This window comes from Terrihabitans rhizophilus (assembly GCF_033898525.1).
GTDB classification, from domain to species: domain Bacteria; phylum Pseudomonadota; class Alphaproteobacteria; order Rhizobiales; family Methylopilaceae; genus Flaviflagellibacter; species Flaviflagellibacter rhizophilus.
On the sequence record NZ_JAXAFJ010000006.1, the window covers coordinates 117,543 to 138,136 of the forward strand.

The 20,594-nt window shown below is 63.5% G+C and carries 18 protein-coding genes and 1 tRNA gene; 15 read left to right on the forward strand and 4 right to left on the reverse strand.

Going from position 1 to position 20,594, the window contains the following annotated elements:
* Positions 1-39 precede the first annotated feature (39 nt).
* The gene (locus tag SCD90_RS11215; protein ID WP_319844768.1) at positions 40-1,197 is read left to right on the forward strand and encodes a YeeE/YedE family protein; all 1,158 of its coding nucleotides are present in this window, start codon (positions 40-42) and stop codon (positions 1,195-1,197) included.
* A gap of 298 nt (positions 1,198-1,495) precedes the next feature.
* On the opposite strand, the gene SCD90_RS11220 is transcribed toward SCD90_RS11215, so the two are convergent.
* Positions 1,496-1,569, reverse strand: a tRNA-Gln gene (locus SCD90_RS11220).
* Positions 1,570-1,797: 228 nt separating this feature from the next.
* Between SCD90_RS11220 and SCD90_RS11225 the strand changes: the two genes are divergently transcribed.
* From SCD90_RS11225 to SCD90_RS11235, 3 genes are all read left to right on the forward strand, one after another.
* The gene (locus SCD90_RS11225) at positions 1,798-2,889 is read left to right on the forward strand and encodes an efflux RND transporter periplasmic adaptor subunit (RefSeq protein WP_319844769.1); all 1,092 of its coding nucleotides are present in this window, start codon (positions 1,798-1,800) and stop codon (positions 2,887-2,889) included.
* A gap of 3 nt (positions 2,890-2,892) precedes the next feature.
* Positions 2,893-5,973 carry an efflux RND transporter permease subunit gene (locus tag SCD90_RS11230; protein ID WP_319844770.1) on the forward strand — a complete coding sequence of 1,027 codons (3,081 nt, stop codon included), beginning with the start codon at positions 2,893-2,895 and terminating at the stop codon, positions 5,971-5,973.
* A gap of 256 nt (positions 5,974-6,229) precedes the next feature.
* Positions 6,230-7,456 carry a porin gene (locus tag SCD90_RS11235; protein ID WP_319844771.1) on the forward strand — a complete coding sequence of 409 codons (1,227 nt, stop codon included), beginning with the start codon at positions 6,230-6,232 and terminating at the stop codon, positions 7,454-7,456.
* Between the two features lie 120 nt (positions 7,457-7,576).
* Here SCD90_RS11235 and SCD90_RS11240 read toward each other — a convergent pair whose 3' ends face one another.
* Positions 7,577-9,580, reverse strand: coding sequence for a lytic transglycosylase domain-containing protein (locus SCD90_RS11240; RefSeq protein ID WP_319844772.1), 2,004 nt, complete (start codon positions 9,578-9,580; stop codon positions 7,577-7,579).
* 323 nt (positions 9,581-9,903) lie between these two features.
* On the opposite strand from SCD90_RS11240, the gene dapA reads away from it, so the two are divergent.
* Together dapA and smpB are read left to right on the forward strand one after the other, a co-directional pair.
* Positions 9,904-10,797, forward strand: a complete 894-nt coding sequence (dapA, locus tag SCD90_RS11245) for a 4-hydroxy-tetrahydrodipicolinate synthase (protein WP_319844773.1) — start codon at positions 9,904-9,906, stop codon at positions 10,795-10,797.
* The gene (gene smpB, locus SCD90_RS11250; RefSeq protein ID WP_319844774.1) at positions 10,794-11,270 is read left to right on the forward strand and encodes an SsrA-binding protein SmpB; all 477 of its coding nucleotides are present in this window, start codon (positions 10,794-10,796) and stop codon (positions 11,268-11,270) included. Before dapA ends, smpB begins: the two co-directional genes overlap by 4 nt.
* Here the strand turns inward: smpB and SCD90_RS11255 are convergent.
* Positions 11,267-11,923, reverse strand: coding sequence for a uracil-DNA glycosylase (locus SCD90_RS11255; protein ID WP_319844775.1), 657 nt, complete (start codon positions 11,921-11,923; stop codon positions 11,267-11,269). The genes smpB and SCD90_RS11255 overlap by 4 nt on opposite strands.
* A complete protein-coding gene (locus SCD90_RS11260; RefSeq protein WP_319844776.1) occupies positions 11,920-12,522 on the reverse strand; it encodes a LabA-like NYN domain-containing protein in 603 nt (200 codons plus the stop codon). The genes SCD90_RS11255 and SCD90_RS11260 overlap by 4 nt, the downstream gene beginning before the upstream one ends.
* A 200-nt stretch (positions 12,523-12,722) precedes the next feature.
* On the opposite strand from SCD90_RS11260, the gene rpoZ reads away from it, so the two are divergent.
* The 9 genes from rpoZ to recO all read left to right on the forward strand — a co-directional run bounded on the left by rpoZ (position 12,723) and on the right by recO (position 20,573).
* Positions 12,723-13,103 (forward strand): DNA-directed RNA polymerase subunit omega, encoded by a 381-nt coding sequence (rpoZ, locus tag SCD90_RS11265; protein WP_319844777.1) that lies wholly within the window; start codon positions 12,723-12,725, stop codon positions 13,101-13,103.
* 131 nt (positions 13,104-13,234) lie between these two features.
* A complete protein-coding gene (locus SCD90_RS11270) occupies positions 13,235-15,436 on the forward strand; it encodes a RelA/SpoT family protein (RefSeq protein ID WP_319844778.1) in 2,202 nt (733 codons plus the stop codon).
* Positions 15,437-15,470: 34 nt separating this feature from the next.
* Complete coding sequence (gene pyrE, locus SCD90_RS11275; protein ID WP_319844861.1) at positions 15,471-16,061, forward strand: orotate phosphoribosyltransferase; 591 nt, start codon at positions 15,471-15,473, stop codon at positions 16,059-16,061.
* A 114-nt stretch (positions 16,062-16,175) separates the two neighbouring features.
* The gene (locus SCD90_RS11280; protein WP_319844779.1) at positions 16,176-16,934 is read left to right on the forward strand and encodes a pyridoxine 5'-phosphate synthase; all 759 of its coding nucleotides are present in this window, start codon (positions 16,176-16,178) and stop codon (positions 16,932-16,934) included.
* A complete protein-coding gene (acpS, locus tag SCD90_RS11285) occupies positions 16,931-17,344 on the forward strand; it encodes a holo-ACP synthase (RefSeq protein WP_319844780.1) in 414 nt (137 codons plus the stop codon). The genes SCD90_RS11280 and acpS overlap by 4 nt, the downstream gene beginning before the upstream one ends.
* Positions 17,345-17,438: 94 nt before the next feature.
* The gene (lepB, locus tag SCD90_RS11290; protein WP_319844781.1) at positions 17,439-18,194 is read left to right on the forward strand and encodes a signal peptidase I; all 756 of its coding nucleotides are present in this window, start codon (positions 17,439-17,441) and stop codon (positions 18,192-18,194) included.
* Positions 18,131-18,910, forward strand: coding sequence for a ribonuclease III (rnc, locus tag SCD90_RS11295; RefSeq protein WP_319844782.1), 780 nt, complete (start codon positions 18,131-18,133; stop codon positions 18,908-18,910). Before lepB ends, rnc begins: the two co-directional genes overlap by 64 nt.
* A complete protein-coding gene (gene era / locus SCD90_RS11300) occupies positions 18,903-19,817 on the forward strand; it encodes a GTPase Era (protein WP_319844783.1) in 915 nt (304 codons plus the stop codon). The genes rnc and era overlap by 8 nt, the downstream gene beginning before the upstream one ends.
* A complete protein-coding gene (gene recO / locus SCD90_RS11305; protein WP_319844784.1) occupies positions 19,818-20,573 on the forward strand; it encodes a DNA repair protein RecO in 756 nt (251 codons plus the stop codon).
* The last annotated feature ends 21 nt before the right edge of the window (positions 20,574-20,594 follow it).

Sequence of the window (20,594 nt, forward strand, 5' to 3'; positions counted from 1 at the left end):
CTCTGGCGCGCCCTTTTTCCGTTTTACGACGAGTATTGCATGAGCCGGACCTTCTCGACCGCCCTTGCCATCGTGGTGCTGGGCTGCGCCGCCCTTGGTGCCTATCTCGCTGGCGCGCTTGGCGGCAATCGGAACCTGCCGTTCGCGCTACTTACCGGTACGGCGTTGGGCATCGTGCTTCAACGATCGCGCTTCTGCTTCCTTTGCAATATTCGCGACTTCGTCCTTCATCGGGATGGGGGCGGAGTGCTCGCCATTTTCGTTGCGCTGGCTGCCGGAGCCGTAGGCTACTTCGTGGTGTTCGGGTCGTGGATGCCCGTCCCCACCGCCGATCGCTTGCCGCCGGATGCGCATATCGGCCCGGTAAGCCCCGCTCTGGCGCTCGGCTCCTTCGTCTTCGGCATCGGCATGGTTGTCGCCGGCTCGTGCATCTCCGCGCACATCTACCGGCTGGGCGAGGGCTCCCCGACATCGCCATTCGCGCTTCTCGGCGCCTTTATCGGCTTCGCTCTTGGCTTTCAAACCTGGAACACCCTGTTCATGGCCGATCTCGCGAAGGGACCGGTCATCTGGCTTCCGCATCTTCTCGGCTATGCCGGAGCGCTGGCCGCCACCTTGGGCGCCCTCAGCCTTCTCGTCATCGCAGTCCTGTGGCGCTCTAGGCCGCTTCCACGAGGCGGCGAGATCTCCGCTGCGCGTGCCATCTTCATCGAGCGTTGGCCTCCGGTGACGGCTGGCCTGCTGGTCGGCGCCATCGGCACCTTTGCGTATCTTCGGTTTGCCCCTCTGGGCGTCACGTCGCAGATCGGCAGCGGCGCGCGCAGCGTCTCGGGAGCCTTCGGCCTTCTGCCGGAGACGCTGTACGGCCTCGACACGTTTCGCGGCTGTGCCACGGCGATCCAGCAATTTTGGCTCACAGCCAACGGCCATCTCGTGCTCGGCATCGTGCTCGGCAGCTTTGCCTCGGCTCTCGTGGCCGGGCAGTTCAAGCCGTCCTGGCCAACCGGCTGGCAGGTGTGGAACGGCCTTTCAGGCGGCGTGCTGATGGGGTGGGGTGCCATGACGGCCTTAGGCTGCACGGTGGGTTTGCTGCTCTCCGGCATTCAGGCGGCAGCGCTGGCAGGCTGGATTTTCCTGCTGTTCTGCACGCTGGGGGTTCTCTTGGGCCTCAAGCTGAAAGTGTACCTCGCCAAGTGAGGTCGTAAATTTTAGAACAAGCATGGCGAATTACCGAATGGTCAGCCACGGGTCAGTTCGAGCTTAAAGGAAGAGGTCGTCGCAGGCCCGCCATAGCTTCAAAGCAGCAGCTTGGCTGCTTCCGCGCAAGTGTTGGATTATGAGGGGAAGGCCCGCCGGAATACTCGATCGCCAGAGTAAGGCGACATATGTCGGTGCCGACGTTCTGCGCTCGCGAAATGACAGCACGATCTAGCAATCGCGGCTGCGGCTATGCTGAACCGGGAGAGCTCTCTGCAGCGACGAGCTCGGTGGCGGTTGGCTGGGGAACTAGGATTCGAACCTAGATTAACGGAGTCAGAGTCCGCTGTTCTACCGTTGAACTATTCCCCAACGGGCTCACGCTGCACCGGGCAGGCGGCGCGCGCTGACGGGAGGGGACATAGCGGCCAAGCGGATGGTTTGCAAGCCCGAAAGCCGGCACCACAATGTCCGCGTCAGCGCAGGGAACGACCCTCACATGCGTTGAAGCCCGTGTTCACAGTGGTTTCCTCGCGAAGCTGTGTCACATCCGTTCACCCGCATCGGCTATGGTTCCGATGAAACGCTTGGGATCCTCGCATGCAGAAGACAATGATCGCGATCGCCGGCATGCTGCTTGCCGTCGTGACGGTCTACGGCGTGCTGAAATGGCAGGACGGAGACCTGCCATGGTCCCAGGCTTCCGCGAGCCCTGCGCAGGAGCAGAATGCTCCGCGCCGCGCCGCGCCGGTGGAGGTCGCCTTGTCGAAGGCAGGCGTGGCGCGCACCGAGTTGAACTCCATCGGCACGCTGGTGTCGGACGAGTCGGTTGCCATCGCGTCCGAGGTGGCGGGACGGATTTCCGAGATTCTCTTCAAAGAAGGCCAGCCCGTCAAAGCGGGTCAGGTTTTGGTCAAGCTCGATGACGCGTTTGCGCGTGCCGACCTTGCAACCGCGGATGCGGCCTTCGATCTTGCGCAATCCAATCTGCAACGTGCCACTTCGCTGTCACGCAGCGGCGCGGGTACTGGCCGAGCGCTCGACGAGGCGCAGGCGGCCAGGGCCTCCGCGCAGGCGCAGCGCGAGCTTGCACGCGTGCGGCTTGATAAGATGGAGATCAGGGCTCCGTTCGCCGGTGTGGTGGGCTTGCGGACAGTCTCCGAAGGGGCCTACGCCCAGATTGGGCAGACCCTTGTCAATCTGGAGAAGATCGACACGCTTAAGCTCGATTTCCGTCTCCCCGAGGTCAATCTCCAAGATGTGGCTGTCGGGATGACCGTCACGGTAACCGCCGATGCCTTTCCCGGAGAGAAGTTCACCGGCAGCATCTTCGCCATCGACCCGCTCGTGGACGTGAATGGCCGGGCGGTCCGGATCCGCGCTCGCCTCGACAATGTCGGGGCACGCCTGCGGCCAGGCCTTTTCGCGAGAGTGACGGTGCAGGGGAAGGACAGGGGACAGGTCGTGATGGTGCCGGAAGGTGCCGTCGTCCCCCGGGGGCAGGAGACATTCGTCTACCGCGTCGCGGACGGGCAGGCGCAGGAAACGCGGGTGAAGCTCGGGCGTCGGATGGCGGGCTCCGTCGAGGTCGTCGAGGGTTTGGCCGCCGACACGCAGATCGTGACTGCGGGGCAGGGGCGGCTGCGGAACGGTGCCTCTGTCGAAGTCGTCAGCAGCGCCGGGCCCGTCTGACCCATGGGGATCTCGGAGCTCTGCATTCGCCGTCCCGTCTTCGCGACGGTGATGAGCCTTTTGATGCTCTTGCTGGGCGTGGTCTCCTATGACCGCCTGACGGTGCGCGAATATCCGAATATCGACGAGCCCGTGGTTTCGGTGCAGACCTCCTATACGGGCGCGTCCGCGGAAATCGTCGAGACACAGGTCACACAGGTTCTGGAAGGCTCGATCGCCGGCATTGCCGGGATCGACACGATCGAATCGCAGAGCCGGTCGGAGACCAGTCGCATCACGGTGAGGTTCACCCTCGATGTCGATCCGGACGTGGCGGCCAGCGACGTGCGAGACCGCGTCTCGCGCGTGCGGCGCAATCTTCCCGATGAAGTCGATGAGCCGACGGTCGCCAAGGTCGAGGCCGACGCCCAGGCCGTTCTCTTCATGTCTTTCACCAGCGACCGCGCTAGCCCTCTTGAGATATCGGACTACGTGGATCGCTTCGTCGTCGACCGCCTGAAGAACATGACGGGCGTGGCCGATGTGCAGATCTATGGCGAGCGGCGATACGCCATGCGCATCTGGATCGATCGCGAGCGTCTCGCCGCATACGACCTGACCGTTCAGGACGTGGAGGCGGCGCTTCGCGCTCAGAACGTCGAGATACCTTCCGGGCGTATCGAGAGCTCGGACCGCGAATTCAACGTGCTGTCGCGAACGGGCCTGACCTCGCCCGCGCAGTTCGATGAAATCGTCCTCAAGCTTGCCGGCGGTTACCAGGTTAAGTTGCGCGATGTGGCCAAGGTTGAGCTTGGCCCGCGGGATGAGCGCCGCGTCAGCCAGTTGAACGGCCAGAATGCGATCACCGTCGGCATCATCAAGCAGGCTACGGCGAACCCGCTCGATGTCTCCAATGCCGCGCAGCAGATCCTGCCCGACCTTCAGGCAAGCCTTCCGGAGGGCATGAACGCACAGGTCGGCTACGACAGCGCCGTCTTCATCGACCGCTCCATCAGCGCGGTCTTCCACACCATCGGCGAAGCCGTCCTGCTCGTGGTGCTGGTGATCTTCTTCTTCCTGAGGTCGATCCGCGCGGCGATCATCCCCATCGTCACGATCCCCGTCTCCCTGATCACGTCCTTTGCGATCATGTATGCGATGGGTTTCTCCATTAACACGCTCACGCTGCTGGCAATGGTCCTGGCCATTGGTCTCGTTGTCGACGACGCCATCGTGGTGCTGGAGAATGTCTACCGCTACGTGGAAGACGGGATGAAACCCTTCGACGCTGCGATGAAGGGCTCGCGGGAGATCTTCTTCGCGGTCGTCGCCATGACGATAACGCTTGCGGCCGTCTACGCGCCCATTGCGTTCGCCGAAGGGCGCACTGGCCGGCTGTTCCTTGAGTTTGCGTTGACGCTTGCGGGCGCCGTGCTCGTGTCAGGCTTCGTGGCCCTCACGCTAACGCCGATGATGTGCTCGAAGCTGCTGAAGCACCAGACGCAGCATGGCCGGCTGTTCATGCTTCTGGAGCGCGGCTTCGATGCCATGACGGCGGGCTATGCAAGGGTGCTGAGGCTCTCGCTCGCAGTGCGTCCGCTGGTGATCATCCTGGCCTTGGGCGTGGCCGGGGCGAGCGGCTACTTCTTCACCCAGCTTTCGTCGGAGACGGCTCCGGTTGAGGACCGGGGGCTGATGCGCCTGTTCGGGCGCGCGCCCGAAGGCGCGACGATCGATTACACCAGGCGCTACGCCAATCAGGTGGGGGAGGTGCTCGCGGGCGTTCCGGAAATGCGGTTCTACACCGTGAACACCGGGTCGCCCGAGGTCACCAACATGTCCGGCATCGGGCTGCTGAAGGACTGGGAAGACAGGTCGCGCAAGCAACAGGAGATCAGTGCCGAGGTTCAGCGCAAGCTTGGCCGTATCGCGGGTGTTCAGGCCTTCGCATCCAATCCGCCATCCCTGGGTGGCAGCGGCGGTCTTGGCGGCAAACCGGTCAACTTCGTGATCCAGAGTTCGGGAACATTCGAAGACCTGCGGGTGATGGCCGACAAGCTGGTGGATCAGCTGTCGGAGTCCTCCGTGCTGGAGAACGTCGAGAGCGATCTTGTGTTGAACAAGCCGGAGTTCGAGATCGTCCTCGACCGGCAGAAGGTGGCCGACCTCGGGATCGACGTCTCCACTGCAGGTCGCACATTGGAGTCGCTGCTCGGCGGACGCCAAGTCACCCGGTTTGAACGCGAGGGCGAGCAATACGACGTTGTCGTCCAACTGGCTGGCGAAGACCGGGCCTCGCCGGAGAACCTTTCCACCATCTACCTGCGCTCCGCGGGCGGTGACATGGTGCAGCTGTCGAATATCGTGAAAGTCGAGGAGTCTGTGGCCCCCCGCGAGCTCCGGCGCTTCAACCAGCTCAGGGCAGCGACTCTGTCCGCAAATGTGGCGCCGGGCTTCACCCTGGGTGACGCGCTTGCCGAGGTTGAGCGCGCGGCGGCCGGCGCATTGCCGGCCAATATCCAGACCGACTATGCGGGGCAAAGCCGCGAATACCAGCAGAGCAGTCAAAGTCTGGCTTTGGTTTTCGTCCTCGCAATCGCCTTCATCTACCTCGTGCTGGCCGCGCAATTCGAGAGCTTCATCGACCCCTTCATCATCCTCCTGACGGTGCCCCTCTCGATCACGGGCGCGCTGGGCGCGCTGTACCTTACCGGTGGGACGTTGAACGTCTATTCGCAGATCGGCCTCGTGACCCTTGTGGGACTGATCACAAAGCACGGCATCCTGATCGTGGAATTCGCCAATCAGCGGCAGGAGGCGGGCATCCCCCGCCTGGAGGCGGTGGTCGAAGCAGCGGCGATGAGGCTGCGGCCTATTCTGATGACCACGGGTGCCATGGTGCTTGGCGCCATACCGCTTGCGCTTGCCTCCGGCGCTGGCGCGGAGAGCCGCCAGCAGATCGGCTGGGTCATTGTCGGCGGGATGTCCCTGGGAACGCTGCTCACGCTGTTCGTCGTACCGGTGGCGTATTCGCTGATCGCCCGACAGCACCGAGACGCAGCGGTGCATGGCGCGTTACCGGGCCATGCTGCGCCTGCGGAGTAGGCATCGGCCTAAGGATTAAGCGTCCACCACTCCTGATCGTGACGCTTTGGCAACACCTACCCCCCAATGCGGCAACAGAGCGGCGGTTTGACGGCCAGAACCGTTGCGGCGCACCCCTGTCATAGTCAATGTCGAACTCACGACGAGGGCAAAGCTCCAGGTCGCTCGCGGGAACGTAAGAACCGGCGGGAACGGGGGGAGGCTCAGGCAGAACGCCAGGGTGTCCCAGAGGGTCTCGAAACTTTTGGAGAACAAAATGAAGACGGTGAAAACCCTTCTTCTCGGTACCGCGGCGGGTTTTGCTGCTTTCACCGGGGCACAGGCAGCTGACCTTCCGATGGCAGAGCCGGTTGAGTACGTGAAGGTTTGCTCCACCTATGGTGAGGGCTTCTTCTACATTCCGGGCACAGACACCTGCCTGCAGATTTCCGGCTACGTTCGTTTTGATTCGGTATTCAACGCCAATGGCGATGATGGCGATGATGACGGCTTTCTCGGCGGAGATGACTCGAACGACTTCCTGACGAACGCTCGTGGCACGATCGCCGTCGATGCCCGTTCGGAAACTGAATGGGGTACGCTTCGTTCGTACATCGAATATGAAGGCAATACCGGTTCGATCGAGGCGGATGTCTATGACGACGCTGGCAACTCGATCGCGCTCGAAGCAGCGTTCGTTCAGTTCGCCGGCTTCACCGCTGGTAAGGCCTCTTCGTTCTACGACTTCGTGAACGCGGCGACCGTTGCCGACTTCTTCTCCGCTGAGACGGTCAACACCTTCGCTTATACCGCTTCGTTCGGCTCGGGCTTCGCAGCCACGATCGGCATCGAAGACAAGTACTTCCGCGCGCTTCCCCGCGACGTGGATCTTGATGATGGCTCCTCGGACCTGGATCAGGTGTGGCCGAATGTCATCGCTGCTATTCGTGTTGACCAGGCATGGGGTTCTGCACAGATCTCGGCCGCTGTTCAGGACAACGAAGGTGACACCTTCGAGGGCACTGAAGACAGCGTTGGCTGGGCTGTTCAGGCCGGCGTGAAGCTCAATGCAGGCTTCCTGAGCGAGGGCTCCTATGTTTGGGCGCAGGGCGCTTACTCGGAAGGCGCGCTGTCCTACGCTGGTGCTGAAGATGTGTTCGGTAACCTGATCGACCTCAGCGTCTTTGTTCCGGACCAGTCCTTCTTCGGCGGCGAAAACAACACGATGTGGCAGGTCGGCGGCGGCGTCACCTTCCAGGCCACGAAGACTGTTGCTTTCAACGGTGCGGCTACCCTCAGCAATGTTGAGTTCGCTGGCGGTGGTGAGTTCGACTTCATCCTCGCAGAAGCCAACGTGTTCTGGACTCCGGTCAAGAACCTCGACCTCGGCTTGGCTGTAATCTACGGCACGATCGACGGTGACATCGCGGCCTTCGACGAAGACGGCGACACGGTAGACGCTGACGACCTCTCGGTTGTTGCCCGCGTTCAGCGCAGCTTCTGATAAGGTTTGAGCCCGGCTTGCCGGGCTCATTCTCCTGAACTAAAAAAGCCCCGGAGCGTTTGCTCCGGGGCTTTTTCTTGTTCTGATTTGGGGTGATTGTCTCAGCCGCGTGCAGGCGCTCTATCCCTGTCCCCGGCGAAGATCCGCGTCGATGTTCTGCGGCGCCCGCACACCGAAGCGTGCGCGGTAGACCTGCACGTTCTCCATAACGCGCTGAACGTAATTGCGCGTTTCGGTGAAAGGTATCCGCTCCACCCAGTCCACCGGATCGACCGATGGGTTGCGCGGATCGCCGTAGCGCTGCACCCATTCGCGCACGCGACCGGGCCCGGCATTGTAGGCCACGAATGTGAGGATGTAGGAGCCGTCGTAGTTCGTCGCCAATTCGCCGAGATGCGCCGCGCCAAGCGTGGCGTTGAAGGTCGGCTCGTTGAGTCGCTTGGCATCGAAGGGCATGCCGACCTTGGACGCTGTCCGCCGGGCAGTCTCCGGCAGCATCTGGAGCAGGCCTTTCGCGCCGGCGCCTGACGCGGCAGACGGATGGAAGCCGCTCTCCTGCCGTGCGATGGCGTGCACGACCGAAGCCTCTATGGAAGGTCCGACCGGCTTGAACGCGGGCACACCGTTGGTGGGCCAGGACGCGGCTTCAAGCGGGAAGCCGTTCGCCACGCCGGCCTTGCCGACCGCCAGAAGGGAACGGGGATCCTTGTTCTTATCCGCGAGCTCCGCCAGAAGCGCGAGGCTTTCCGCGTCCCGCAGGTTCTCCGCTGTTTCCATGAACAGCGGTATCGCCTTGTCCCTGTTGCCAGTCGCGTAGAGCAGCCGGAGAGCGCGCGCTACTGACGAGCGGTCGAACGCCGCTCGTGCGGAAGCGGAAGGCTTCACCACGCCGACCGGAACGTTCCCGCCACCCAGACGCGCCTTGGCCAACTGCCCGTAATAGGTTGACCCATACGCCGCCGCAGACGCGAAGTAGGACTGCGCAGCGCCGCGATTGCCGGCGGCCTCTTCGGCGCGTCCCAGCCAGTAATCGGACCTGGACCGGCTGAGAGGCGTTTTGGCCGCACGGCCAGCCTGCGCGAAGTGTCTCTTTGCCGTGGCCGCATCATTCAGGAACCGCAGCGCGATCCAGCCCGAATGGAATTCGGCGTCCACGATGTCGGCCGGCCGCGTATTCGCGTGGCCCGCGGAGATACGATAGGCCATGCGGGCGTCGCCCATGTCCAGCATGTCGCGGGCGAGCCAGCGCCGCTTTTCCCACCAGGCATTGGTGTCCGCCAGCGCGGCCGGGTCACGCGTGACCTCGGTCATGATGCGGGCGGCTTCCTTATGCTTGTCCTGCCGCAGCAGGCGGTCGATCATCGCATACTGGTAGCCTGGATATTTGCGCCCCGCAGAGGGCACTGCCGCCAGCAATGCGTCTGCATCCTTGGTGCGTCGGGCGACAGCGACGCGAGCCTTGGCAACTGCCTGATACGCGCTGCTTGCGCGCGCCGCATTGCGTTGTGCCGCGGCGAGATCTTTCTCGAAGAAGAAATGCTCCGCGCGGGCGGCGTGGTCGTCCGTGTTCAGGAGACCGCCGAAGTCCGCGAGTGCCTTGCTTTCAACGGCAGGCGAGAGATCCTCGTCGCGCCATACCTCCTTGACGAGCCTCGCCGCCTCGGTGCGGGAGGAAATCCGCGCCAGCGCCAGCTTGCCCATTCCGCTCGAAGGCATGGCGCCGCCCAGGAAGGAGCGCACCGTCCCGCCGTCGATATCCTCGAGGTACAGCGCCTCCTCGGCCCGTCGGCGCGCAAGCGCCTTGCCCGGCCAATCGGGATTGTCCCGCAGAAAGGCCGAGATGGTCTGGAAACCCATCTGTCGCGATGCCGAGCGGATGCAAAGCCAGTCGAACAGCGTCACGGCTGCACGGTCACGCAACCGGCCACGCAGTTCCATCGCCGCCGCAAGCTGGCCTTTGTCGAGCAGATCGATCGCCTGCTTGATCACCGGCGCGTCGACGCCGGCAGGCGCGGAGGAGCCGCCGCCGGAAGCCGATCCGATGAGCGACGACACCGAACTGCTGGCCTGCGGCGCCGCTGCAAAGGCGTTGGACACTGCGGTCGCGGCCGCGTTGGCCGGCATGCCGGGCTGAGCAGAAGGCGAAGCGTTCCAGGGGCTGGGTGCCGGCAGAGGCATGTCCTGAGCGGACACCAAGGCGGTGCTCAGCAACAGGAAAGAGAGGCCGGCGAAAAGCGGTCTCGAGGTCACGCGGGTTCTCCGAAAGGTTACCCGATCCTCACCCGCTAACGTTTATGAAACGCTAACCCGCGCGGTAAAGGCGACCGGATAGGTGTCCTGATGCAGCGAGATGGCGGCAAAAGCATGTCGCGCTCGCCTCTCGGGGCTTCCCCGGCACGCCACATAGGATTAAACCTCGCCGGCTCTTCCCTGGAGTTTGCATTCTCATGGCTCATCGTCCCCCGTTCAAGGGGTCCTTCACGGCTCTGGTGACCCCTTTCCGAGGCGGCTCCGTGGATGAGGCCGCCTTCCGGGATCTGGTGAGCTGGCAGATTGAGGAAGGTTCTCATGGCCTGGTGCCGGTCGGCACGACGGGTGAAAGCCCGACCCTGACCCATGAGGAGCACAAGGCCGTCGTGCGCATCTGCCTCGAAGAGGCAGCCAGCCGCGTGCCGGTGATCGCCGGTGCGGGCTCCAACTCCACATCGGAGGCTGTCGATCTGGCGCGTGCGGCCGAGGAAGCCGGCGCCGATGCCGTCCTGACCGTCGTGCCCTACTACAACAAGCCCACGCAGGAGGGGCTGTACCGCCACTTCAAGGCGGTGAACGACGCAATCAACATCCCGATCATCATCTACAATATCCCGCCCCGCAGCGTGGTGGACATGTCGGTGGAGACCATGGCGCGACTGTTCGAACTTCCGAACATCGCAGGCGTCAAGGATGCGACCGGAAATATCGCGCGCGTGAGCCTTCAGCGTGCGGGCGTCGGACGGGACTTCAATCAGCTCTCCGGCGAGGACATGACGGCGCTTGCCTACAATGCTGCAGGCGGCCATGGCTGCATTTCAGTTGCTGCCAATATCGCGCCACGCCTTTGCGCAGAACTGCAGAATGCCACCTTCGCAGGTGATTACGCGCGGGCGCTGGAGATCCAGGACAGGCTGATCCCGCTTCATCATGCCATCTTCGTCGAACCCGGCGTGGCTGGAGCCAAGGCGGGTCTCAGCCTCCTGGGCAAGATCGCGGATGAGGTGCGCCTGCCGCTGGTCACCGCCACGCCTGCAGCGCGCGATGCCATACGCAACGCAATGATCCATGCAGGCGTTCTCGACGCATGAGCGCAGCGAAAGCAGATCCAGCCCGCACGATCATCGCGGACAACAGGCAGGCCCGTTACCATTACGCGATTGGAGACGTCTTCGAGGCGGGCATTGCGTTGACCGGCACGGAGGTGAAGTCTCTGCGCATCGGCAAGGCCACGCTCGGCGAGTCCTATGCCGGCGAGTATGGCGGCGATCTCTACCTCTACAACGCGTACATTCCGGAATATCTCGCCGCCAACCGCTTCAACCACGAGACCAAGCGTCCGCGCCGGCTGCTGCTGCACCGTCGCCAGATCGACAAGCTGGTCTCCGCGGTGCAGCGCGAGGGAATGACGGTTGTCCCACTCAAGCTCTACTTCAACGAGCAGGGCAGGGCGAAGGTCGAGCTCGCTCTGGCAAAGGGCAAGAAGCTGCACGACAAGCGTCAGACGGAAAAGGACCGTGACTGGGGCCGCGAGAAAGCCCGGCTGTTGCGGGACAAGGGCTAGGCAGTGGCTCTCAGGTAAACCTGCGCATTGCGGAAGACGGTGTGGAACATCTCTTCCGTGAGGCGTCCGGTGTTCGTGTTGTATCGCGAGCAGTGATAGCTGTCGAAGAGCCTGAAGCGGCCAAGGTCATGTTCTGCAGCGTGTCCGAAGGCGGCTGCCGAGGCGGGGAGGCCGAGCGCGCGCAGGATGCTGTCATGCGCAATCCGGCCCAGGGCGATCACGGCCCGTGCATCAACCAACGCGTTGAAGTCGTCGACCAGAAAGGTGCGGCACGTCGCAATCTCGGCACCCACGGGCTTGTTCTGGGGTGGCACGCACCGAACTGCGTTGATGATCCTCGCGTTCTTGAGTTCGAGCCCGTCGTCGGGGCGCTCGTCGTAGACGCCAGTCGCAAATCCGAATTGAAGGAGCGTGGCATAGAGAAGATCACCGGCCCAGTCGCCGGTGAAAGGTCTTCCCGTGCGATTGGCGCCCTGAAGTCCAGGAGCAAGGCCAACGATGAGGAGTTCCGCGTCGAGCGGCCCGAACCCGTTTACCGGCGCGTTATGCCAGGTGGGCGCCTGCTCTCGCCATTTCTCACGGAATGCGACGAGGCGTGGGCATAGCGGACAGTCGCGTGGTGCCTGCCTTGGTTCTCGCACGATCGTTGTCACGCTTCGACATCGTCCTCGACGACCGGGCCGCGTATGAAGCGTGGCAGCCGATCGGGAGCCTGGCGTTCGGCCTGTGGCCTGCCGATCCGGCCCATCAGATCCGACAGGTCGATAAATTCGTCGGCCTGCCGCCGGAGGCAGTCCGCAGCCATTGCCGGCTGCGTGGCAACGGTCGAGACCACTGTGACGCGGACCGCCTTCCGCTGCAGAGCCGCTACTAAAGCCTGGAAGTCGCCATGCCCGGAGAACAGGAAGATCTGGTCCAGCCGCCCTGCGAGCTCGAGAGCATCGACCGTGAGTTCGACGTCCATCCGGCCCTTCAGCTTGCGGCGCCCGGTGGCACAGTCGGTGTACTCCTTCAGCGGTTTGGTCACCACCGCATAGCCGTTGTAGTCGAGCCAATCGATCAACGGGCGTAGGGAAGAGTGTTCCTGATCGTCCGTGACTGCCGTGTAATAATAGGCGCGCAGCAGCGAGCCCCGAGATCCGAATTCCGTTAGCAGTTTTCGGAAGTCCACGTCGAATCCAAGCGCCTTCACGCTGGAATAGAAGTTCGCACCGTCGATGAAGAGGGCGATCCGTGGGGGCGTCTGGTTCATGGAGGAGCGTTGCTGACCATCTATGCAGGGAATCGGGACGAAAGAAGGATGCCGGCGCCGGTGGCCAAGTGCTCCCTGGAAAAACGTGGGTGGCACCATGGCGAGCGCCTGTTCAGGGTGTCAAGGCGCCTTGAACCCTGTGCCCAAGAAGAGTATGTCGGGGCAAAGCCCCACATCTTTATGGACAGGAGAGGCCGCCCATGGCCCGCGTCACCGTCGAAGATTGCATCGACAAGGTCGAGAACCGCTTTGAGCTCGTGCTGCTCGCCGGGCATCGCGCTCGCCTCATCGCGGGCGGTCAGCCGCTGCTTGTGGATCGCGATAACGACAAGAACCCCGTTGTGGCGCTGCGTGAGATCGCGGACACGGCAATCAAGGCCGACGATCTGAAGGAAGACCTCATCCATTCGCTGCAGAAGCACGTCGAGGTCGACGAGCCGGAGCCGGAGCCCGTACCGCTCCTGACGAACGATGGCAGCGACGGCGACGTGGCTTTCGATCGTATGACCGAGGAAGACCTGCTGCGCGGCCTCGAAGGCTTGGCGCCGCCGGTGGACAACACGGAAGACGAGGGCGAGTAAGCCAGGTCTCCACTGCTGGTTCTTAATCGAACGCCGCGCCCTAAAGCGCGGCGTTTGTGCTTGCCGAAGGGCGCAGTGCCGCCCCATATACCGGCGGGAGATAAGGCGGCAGCTTGGCCGCCGCACAGTGCATGATCCGCCAATACGAGCTTGTCGACCGCGTCCGGAAGTACAATCCGCACACGGATGAGGCGCTTCTGAATCGCGCCTATGTGTACGCCATGCAGGCGCACGGCGGGCAGACCCGCGCATCCGGCGATCCCTACTTCTCCCACCCTCTCGAAGTCGCCGCGATCCTCACCGAGTTCCGGCTCGACGACGCATCCATCGTGGCGGCGCTCCTGCACGACACGATCGAGGACACCGGCACCACCAAGGATGAGGTGGATCGGCTGTTCGGTCCCAAGATCGGCGCCCTTGTCGAAGGACTGACCAAGCTCAAGAAGCTCGACCTCGTCTCCAAGCAAGCGGCGCAGGCAGAGAACCTGCGCAAGCTGCTACTGGCGATCTCCGAGGATGTTCGCGTCCTCATGGTGAAGCTGGCCGACCGCCTGCACAATATGCGGACGCTTCATTGGGTGCCGGAGGCGAAGCGCGCCCGCATCTCGGAAGAGACGCTGGACATCTATGCGCCGCTTGCGGGCCGCATGGGCATGCAGGAGATGCGCGAGGAACTGGAGGCGCTTGCCTTCCGCCACCTCCACCCCGACGCCTACAAGACCATCGTAGATCGGCTTGGAGTGCTCCGGGAGCGGTCCAGTGACCTGATAGCGCGGATCGAGACCGAGTTGTCTGGCAAACTGTGCGATTTCGGCATCGAGGCGCAGATCAAGGGACGAGAGAAGCGGCCTTACTCCATCTGGAGAAAGATGGAGAGCAAGGAACTGGCCTTCGAGCAGCTTTCCGACGTCTTCGCGTTCCGCGTCATCGTGCCGACCGTGGCCGATTGCTACCGTGCGCTGGGTATCGTCCACACCACCTGGCCCATGGTGCCGGGCAGGTTCAAAGATTACGTCTCGACGCCGAAGCAGAACGATTACCGTTCGCTGCACACCACCGTCATCGGTCCCGGCCATCAGCGGGCCGAACTCCAGATTCGGACCGCGGACATGGACCAAGTGGCGGAATATGGCATCGCCGCCCACACGCTGTACAAGGACGGCGTGCACGGCGATGCGGACAGCCGCTTGAGCCGCGACAGCCGTGCCTATGAATGGCTCCGCCGCACGATCGAAGTCATCGCGGAGGGGGACAGCCCGGAGGAGTTCCTGGAGCACACCAAGCTCGAGCTCTTTCAGGATCAGGTGTTCTGTTTCACACCCAAGGGCCGCCTCATCGCCATGCCACGCGGCGCGACGCCCATCGATTTTGCTTATGAGGTCCACACCCGCGTCGGTAATTCGTGCGTTGGCTGCAAGATCAACGGGCGCACGGCGCCTCTGGTCTCAGAACTCCAGAACGGCGATGAGGTGGAGATTATCCGCGCCGACACGCAGCAGCCGCCGGCTGCCTGGGAATCGCTCGTTCGAACCGGCAAAGCGCGGGCTGCGATCCGTCGTGCCACGCGCGAAGCCGTGCACCGGCAATATGCAGGCCTCGGCCGGCAGATCGTGGAGCGTGCCTTCGAGCGCGTCGGCAAGCCTTACAGTGACGAGTTGCTGAAAGCGGCCCTTCCGCGGCTGGCGCGTAACTCGGTCGATGAGGTGATGTCCGAGGTGGGCCGCGGCGAGATGCTGTCCAACGATGTGGTTCGCGCCGTCTATTCAGAAGTGAAGGTGGACCGCCCCGCATTGCGGCAGGCAGGGCATGTGTCTGGCTCTCAAGCCGTGAAGCACGGATCGACCCTCAGGGAACTGTCGAATGTCTCGGCAGACGGCACGCCATCGATCCCGATCCTAGGGATCAAGCCGCATCTCTCAGTCCATTTCGCCCCCGATGGCGGAGCCGTTCCGGGAGATCGGATCGTCGGGATCGCGGAGCCAGGCAAGGGCGTGACCATCTATCCCATCCAGTCGCCGGTGCTGGCGGATTTCGAAGACCAGCCGGACCGCTGGATCGACGTGCGCTGGGATATTGAGGCCGCGGCGGCGTTGCGGTTCCCCGCGCGCCTGAAGGTTGCCTGCATGAACGAGCCGGGTTCGCTGGCGCACATCACGGGCGCCATTGCCCGGCATGACGGCAATATCGACGACATCTCTCTCATTGCGCGCTCGTCAGATTTCCACGAGGTCACGCTTGATCTCGGCGTCCACGATCTGAAACACCTCATGGACATCATGCGCGATCTGAAGAGCTCGACCGTGATCAGCAGTGTGGAGCGGGTGAATGGCTGAGGCCGGCAACGACAACAGCAGCAGTGGGGATGCGATGACGCAGGACGAGGTGATGCAGAACTTCCGGGATGCCGGAGCGCTTCTGGAAGGCCACTTTGTGCTGTCGTCCGGCCTGCACAGCCCTGTCTTCCTGCAGAAGATGTTCATCTTCCAGGATCCGGCCCGGACGGAGGTGCTGTGCCGCGCGCTGGCTGGCAAGATCCGCGATGAGTTCGGTCAGGTCGACTACGTGGTTTCGCCTGCGATCGGCGGCATCGTTCCGGGCTATGAAACCGCCCGGCATCTCGGAGCCAAGGCCGTGTTCGTGGAGCGTGAGGACGGCGTGTTCCGCCTGCGCCGCGGCTTCCAGATCCCGCCAGGCGCTCGCACCGTCATGGTGGAGGACATCGTGACGACGGGCCTCTCTTCGCGTGAATGCCTTGCATCTATTGCTGACACGGAAGCCGATATCGTCGGTGCCGCTTGCCTGATCGACCGTTCCGGGGGCGCGGCGAATCTCGGGGTGCAACTCGTGGCCTTGGCCACGCTGGACATCCCGACCTATGCTGCCGATGCGCTGCCGCCTGAGCTTGCTGCCATTCCCGCGACCAAACCCGGCTCGCGCAGCCTTGGTGCCACGAAGTAGCTGCCATGACTTTGCCACCGCCGGGCGCGATAGCCTGATCATGATGATCATTCGCCATATCTCTAACTCACCTGGCGGCACGTCTGTTGCCCACCAGGTGGTGAAGGCGGGCTGATGCCTTCGGATCTTCGCCTGGGCATCAATGTCGACCACGTGGCAACGGTGCGGAACGCACGGGGTGGCGTGCTGCCGGATCCGGTGCGCGCAGCCCGTGCCGCGCTGGAGGCCGGAGCGGATGGAATCACAGCCCATCTTCGGGAAGATCGCCGCCACATCAGGGATGCCGACATCGCTGCGCTGCGGGAGCTTCCGGTTCCGCTGAACTTCGAGATGGCGGCGACGGAGGAGATGGTGGCGATGGCGGTCGGTTTGCGGCCGCACGCTTGTTGCCTGGTGCCGGAGAAGCGCGAGGAACGCACCACCGAGGGCGGGCTCGACGTTCTGGGTCAACGGGACGTGCTTGCGGATTCGATAGCCCGCCTGAGCGATGCCGGCATCCGCGTCTCGCTGTTCGTCGAGGCATCGCCGGACGTGCTCGCCGCAGCCGCCGAACTCGGGGCGCCAGTTGTCGAACTTCACACCGGAAGCTGGTGCGACGCTCTTGCCGCCGGCGATGCGGAGCGTGCCTTAACCGAGTTCAAGCGCATCGTGGCGGCGGCGTCTCTCGGCGAAGAACTGGGACTGGAACTGCACGCCGGCCATGGGCTCGATTACGCGACGGCACGTGCCATCTCGGCAGTCCCGCAGATTCGAGAGCTCAACATCGGACACTTCCTCATCGGCGAGGCCATCTTTGTCGGGCTGGGCAACGCCATCGCCCGAATGCGCACCGCGATGGAGCAGGGACGTGCAGGGAGAGAGGTGACGGCATGATCCTCGGCATCGGCTCGGACATCGTCGACATCCGCCGCATCGAAAAGACGCTGGAGCGCTTCGGCGAGAGGTTCATCCAGCGCGTCTACACGCCGGTCGAGCAGCGTCGCTCGGAGAATCGCGCAGGTCGTGCCGCTTCCTACGCGAAGCGGTATGCGGCCAAGGAAGCCTGTTCCAAGGCGCTCGGCACCGGCTTCAGGCAAGGCACATTCTGGCGCGACATGGGGGTCGTAAACCTGGCAAGCGGCCGTCCCACGATGGAACTTACCGGCGGTGCCAATAGCCATCTCAAGCGCCTGACACCACCCGGGCATACCGCGCGAATAGACGTGACCATCACCGACGAGTATCCGCTGGCGCAAGCCTTCGTGATGATCAGCGCCGTGCCGCTTTCACGGGATGCATTGTGAGCACAGGCACAAGCGTTTATCAGGATGCGCCCGCGACGATGGCGCAGCCTGCGCAAAGAGGGCAAGCACCCGCGCAGGGCGCAGCGAGAGGCAAATGAGCTTGGCCACCGAAAAGAAGAGCGAGCAGGGCGGTTTCCTCGAAACCCTTCGCGTTATCGCTCATGCGCTGATCATCGCGGTGATCATCCGCACCATCCTGTTCCAGCCCTTCTCCATCCCGTCCGGATCGATGAAGGAGACGCTGCTGGTGGGCGACTACCTCTTCGTTTCGAAGTTCTCCTACGGCTACAGCCGGTTTTCGATCCCGTTCTCGCCCAACCTCTTCTCGGGCCGCGTATGGGCCGCGGAGCCGCAGCGCGGCGATGTGGTGGTGTTCAAGCTGCCCACGGACAATTCGACGGACTACATCAAGCGCGTGATCGGGCTGCCGGGTGACCGCATCCAGATGATCGACGGCGTCCTGAACATCAATGGTCAGGCCGTGCCTAAGGTGCGGATTGAAGACTATGTCGAGCAGGAGCCGGGCGGCCGCGCGGTTCGCGTGCCCCGGTACAAGGAAACGCTGCCGAACGGCGTGACCTATGAGACTCTCGATTTGATCGAGAACGGCTTCTACGACAACACGCCGGTTTATGAGGTGCCGACGGGCCACTACTTCATGATGGGCGACAACCGGGATAACTCCACGGACAGCCGCGTGCTTTCGGCCGTCGGCTATGTTCCCTTCGACAACCTCGTTGGCAAGGCGCAGATCATCTTCTTCTCCGTGGATGAAGGCCGTCACGCATGGGCATTCTGGAACTGGCCGTGGACCGTGCGCTGGTCGCGCCTGCTCAGTTGGCTGTCGTGAAGAACCCGCGCGCCGCCGCTCGCGCGGCGCTGGAAGACCGGTTGGGCCATCGCTTCGCCACGCCGGAACTGCTGGATCAAGCCCTGTCGCACGTCAGTGCGGTGCCCGCCGATCAGGCACGAACCGGCAGCTATCAGCGGCTGGAATTCCTTGGCGACCGGGTCCTCGGGCTGGTCGTCGCGGACATGCTCTACGCCACCTTTCCCGATGTGCCGGAGGGTGAGCTTTCGCAGCGCCTGGCAGAACTCGTGCGCGCGGAAACCTGCGCGGAAGTCGCGGACGAACTGAAGATAGGTGACGCGGTGCGTCTCGGCACCAGCGAATCCAGCAATGGCGGCCGGCGCAAGCGAGCCCTTCTCGCGGACGTCTGCGAAGCGGTGATCGCGTCGGTTTACCTGGATGGCGGGCACGAGGCCGCGCGGCGGCTGGTGGAAACCCACTGGCGTGAGCGTATGATGAACCCGCGCCGTCCACTGCAGGACGCCAAGACGGCCCTGCAGGAATGGTCGCAGGGTCGAGGGCTGCCTATACCCGCTTATCGGGAGGTAGCGCGAACGGGCCCGGATCATCACCCGCTGTTCCGGGTGGAAGTGTCCATACCGGGTTATGGTAGCGCGGAGGGCGAAGGGCGCCCGAAACGGCTCGCAGAGCAAGCGGCTGCAAAGGCCATCCTCATGCGTGAGGGACAGTGGAGCGAAGGTGAGCAGCATGGATGACGACACCGGCCAGACGCCGACCCGCTGCGGTTTCGTGGCCCTCATCGGTGCGCCGAATGCCGGGAAGTCTACGCTGCTCAACACCATGGTCGGCGGCAAGGTCTCCATCGTCACGCACAAGGTGCAGACCACGCGCGCATTGGTGCGCGGCATCACGGCCGAAGGCGCGAGCCAGCTCATCTTCGTCGATACGCCCGGCATCTTCGCGCCGAGGCGTCGGCTGGACCGGGCCATGGTCTCGAAAGCCTGGGGCGGCGCCATGGAGGCGGACCTCACTGGCGTGCTCGTCGATGCCAAGAAGGGCCTCGACGATGAGGTCCTGAAGATCATCGAGAAGCTTGGCGAGGTGAAGCGCCCCGTCTTCCTCATCCTGAACAAGATCGATCTTGTTCCACATGAGGAATTGCTGAAGCTGGCGAAGGACGCCACCGAGCGGCACCCGTTTGTGAAGGTTTTCATGATCTCCGCGCACAAAGGCCATGGGGTGGCCGATCTCCGGCGCTGGCTCGCGGGTGAGGTGCCGGAAGGCCCGTGGCTCTATCCCGAAGACCAGATGTCGGATCTGCCGATGCGGATGCTGGCTTCCGAGATCACGCGCGAGAAGATGTTCCTGCGGCTGCACGAGGAATTGCCGTATTCCTCCACGGTCGAGACCGAGCTCTGGGAGGTGCGCAAGGACGGCTCCGCGCGCGTCGAGCAGACCATCTATGTCGAGCGCGACAGCCAGAAGAAGATCGTGATCGGAAAGGGTGGGGCGACGATCAAGGCCATCTCGATGGCCGCGCGGCACGAGATCGCCGGCATCGCGGAGCATCCGATTCACCTCATCCTGTTCGTGAAGGTGCGCGAGAACTGGTCGGACGATCCGGAGCGCTATCGCGAAATGGGACTGGAATTCCCCCGCTAGATGCATTGGACGGACGACGGCATCATCCTCTCCGCCCGTCCGCATGGCGAAAGCAGCGTTATCCTCGAACTGCTTACTGCTGCGCATGGCAGGCATCTTGGCATGGTTCGGGGCGGGCGTTCCCGCACCCGCCGTCCCACTCTGCAGCCCGGGAATCTTGTGCGGGCGGAGTGGCGTGCCCGTATCGATGACCATCTAGGCAACTATGAGGTGGAGGGCCTGACCCTCCGGGCGGCGGCGCTGATGGAAAGCCGCGCCTCCATCTTCGGGCTCGCCTGGCTATCGGCGCTTGCGCGGCTGCTGCCTGAACGCGACCCCCATCCCGCCGTGTTCGAGACTCTTGGGCTGGTCCTTGATCATTTGTCCGAGCCGGATATCGGGCCGGCACTCGTCGTGCGGTTCGAACTGGCCATGCTGGCCGAAATGGGCTTCGGCCTCGATCTGTCGTCCTGTGCCGCGACCGGGCGGCTGGACGACCTGATCTACGTCTCACCCAAATCTTCCCGCGCCGTGTCGGCAGAGGCAGGTGCTCCCTACGCGGCGCGCCTCCTGCCGCTGCCGTCCTTCCTTATCGGCTCAGGGGGCAACGTCACCGCCGATACACGCGACGTGTTGGCGGGCTTCGCGCTGACCGGGCACTTCCTCGACCGCAACATCTACGAGCCACGTGGCGTGGCGGTACCGGACGCGCGGGCGGCCTATGTGGCGTGCGTCGGAATGGAGACACGTTCTGGACAACGCGCCACAGGTGATTGATTCGACTCGTCGTACCCTTTA

What these genes read in the sequence shown, in the direction of transcription:
- rnc (WP_319844782.1), top strand. Translation starts at nt 18,131, where the DNA reads ATGGGCATTCTGGAACTGGCCGTGGACCGTGCGCTGGTCGCGCCTGCT.
- SCD90_RS11280 (WP_319844779.1), top strand. Translation starts at nt 16,176, where the DNA reads ATGCCTTCGGATCTTCGCCTGGGCATCAATGTCGACCACGTGGCAACG.
- recO (WP_319844784.1), top strand. Translation starts at nt 19,818, where the DNA reads ATGCATTGGACGGACGACGGCATCATCCTCTCCGCCCGTCCGCATGGC.
- smpB (WP_319844774.1), top strand. Translation starts at nt 10,794, where the DNA reads ATGAGCGCAGCGAAAGCAGATCCAGCCCGCACGATCATCGCGGACAAC.
- SCD90_RS11225 (WP_319844769.1), top strand. Translation starts at nt 1,798, where the DNA reads ATGCAGAAGACAATGATCGCGATCGCCGGCATGCTGCTTGCCGTCGTG.
- rpoZ (WP_319844777.1), top strand. Translation starts at nt 12,723, where the DNA reads ATGGCCCGCGTCACCGTCGAAGATTGCATCGACAAGGTCGAGAACCGC.
- pyrE (WP_319844861.1), top strand. Translation starts at nt 15,471, where the DNA reads ATGACGCAGGACGAGGTGATGCAGAACTTCCGGGATGCCGGAGCGCTT.
- SCD90_RS11240 (WP_319844772.1), bottom strand. Translation starts at nt 9,580, where the DNA reads ATGCCGGCCAACGCGGCCGCGACCGCAGTGTCCAACGCCTTTGCAGCG.
- SCD90_RS11215 (WP_319844768.1), top strand. Translation starts at nt 40, where the DNA reads ATGAGCCGGACCTTCTCGACCGCCCTTGCCATCGTGGTGCTGGGCTGC.
- SCD90_RS11260 (WP_319844776.1), bottom strand. Translation starts at nt 12,522, where the DNA reads ATGAACCAGACGCCCCCACGGATCGCCCTCTTCATCGACGGTGCGAAC.
- SCD90_RS11270 (WP_319844778.1), top strand. Translation starts at nt 13,235, where the DNA reads ATGATCCGCCAATACGAGCTTGTCGACCGCGTCCGGAAGTACAATCCG.
- acpS (WP_319844780.1), top strand. Translation starts at nt 16,931, where the DNA reads ATGATCCTCGGCATCGGCTCGGACATCGTCGACATCCGCCGCATCGAA.
- lepB (WP_319844781.1), top strand. Translation starts at nt 17,439, where the DNA reads ATGAGCTTGGCCACCGAAAAGAAGAGCGAGCAGGGCGGTTTCCTCGAA.
- dapA (WP_319844773.1), top strand. Translation starts at nt 9,904, where the DNA reads ATGGCTCATCGTCCCCCGTTCAAGGGGTCCTTCACGGCTCTGGTGACC.
- era (WP_319844783.1), top strand. Translation starts at nt 18,903, where the DNA reads ATGGATGACGACACCGGCCAGACGCCGACCCGCTGCGGTTTCGTGGCC.
- SCD90_RS11235 (WP_319844771.1), top strand. Translation starts at nt 6,230, where the DNA reads ATGAAGACGGTGAAAACCCTTCTTCTCGGTACCGCGGCGGGTTTTGCT.
- SCD90_RS11230 (WP_319844770.1), top strand. Translation starts at nt 2,893, where the DNA reads ATGGGGATCTCGGAGCTCTGCATTCGCCGTCCCGTCTTCGCGACGGTG.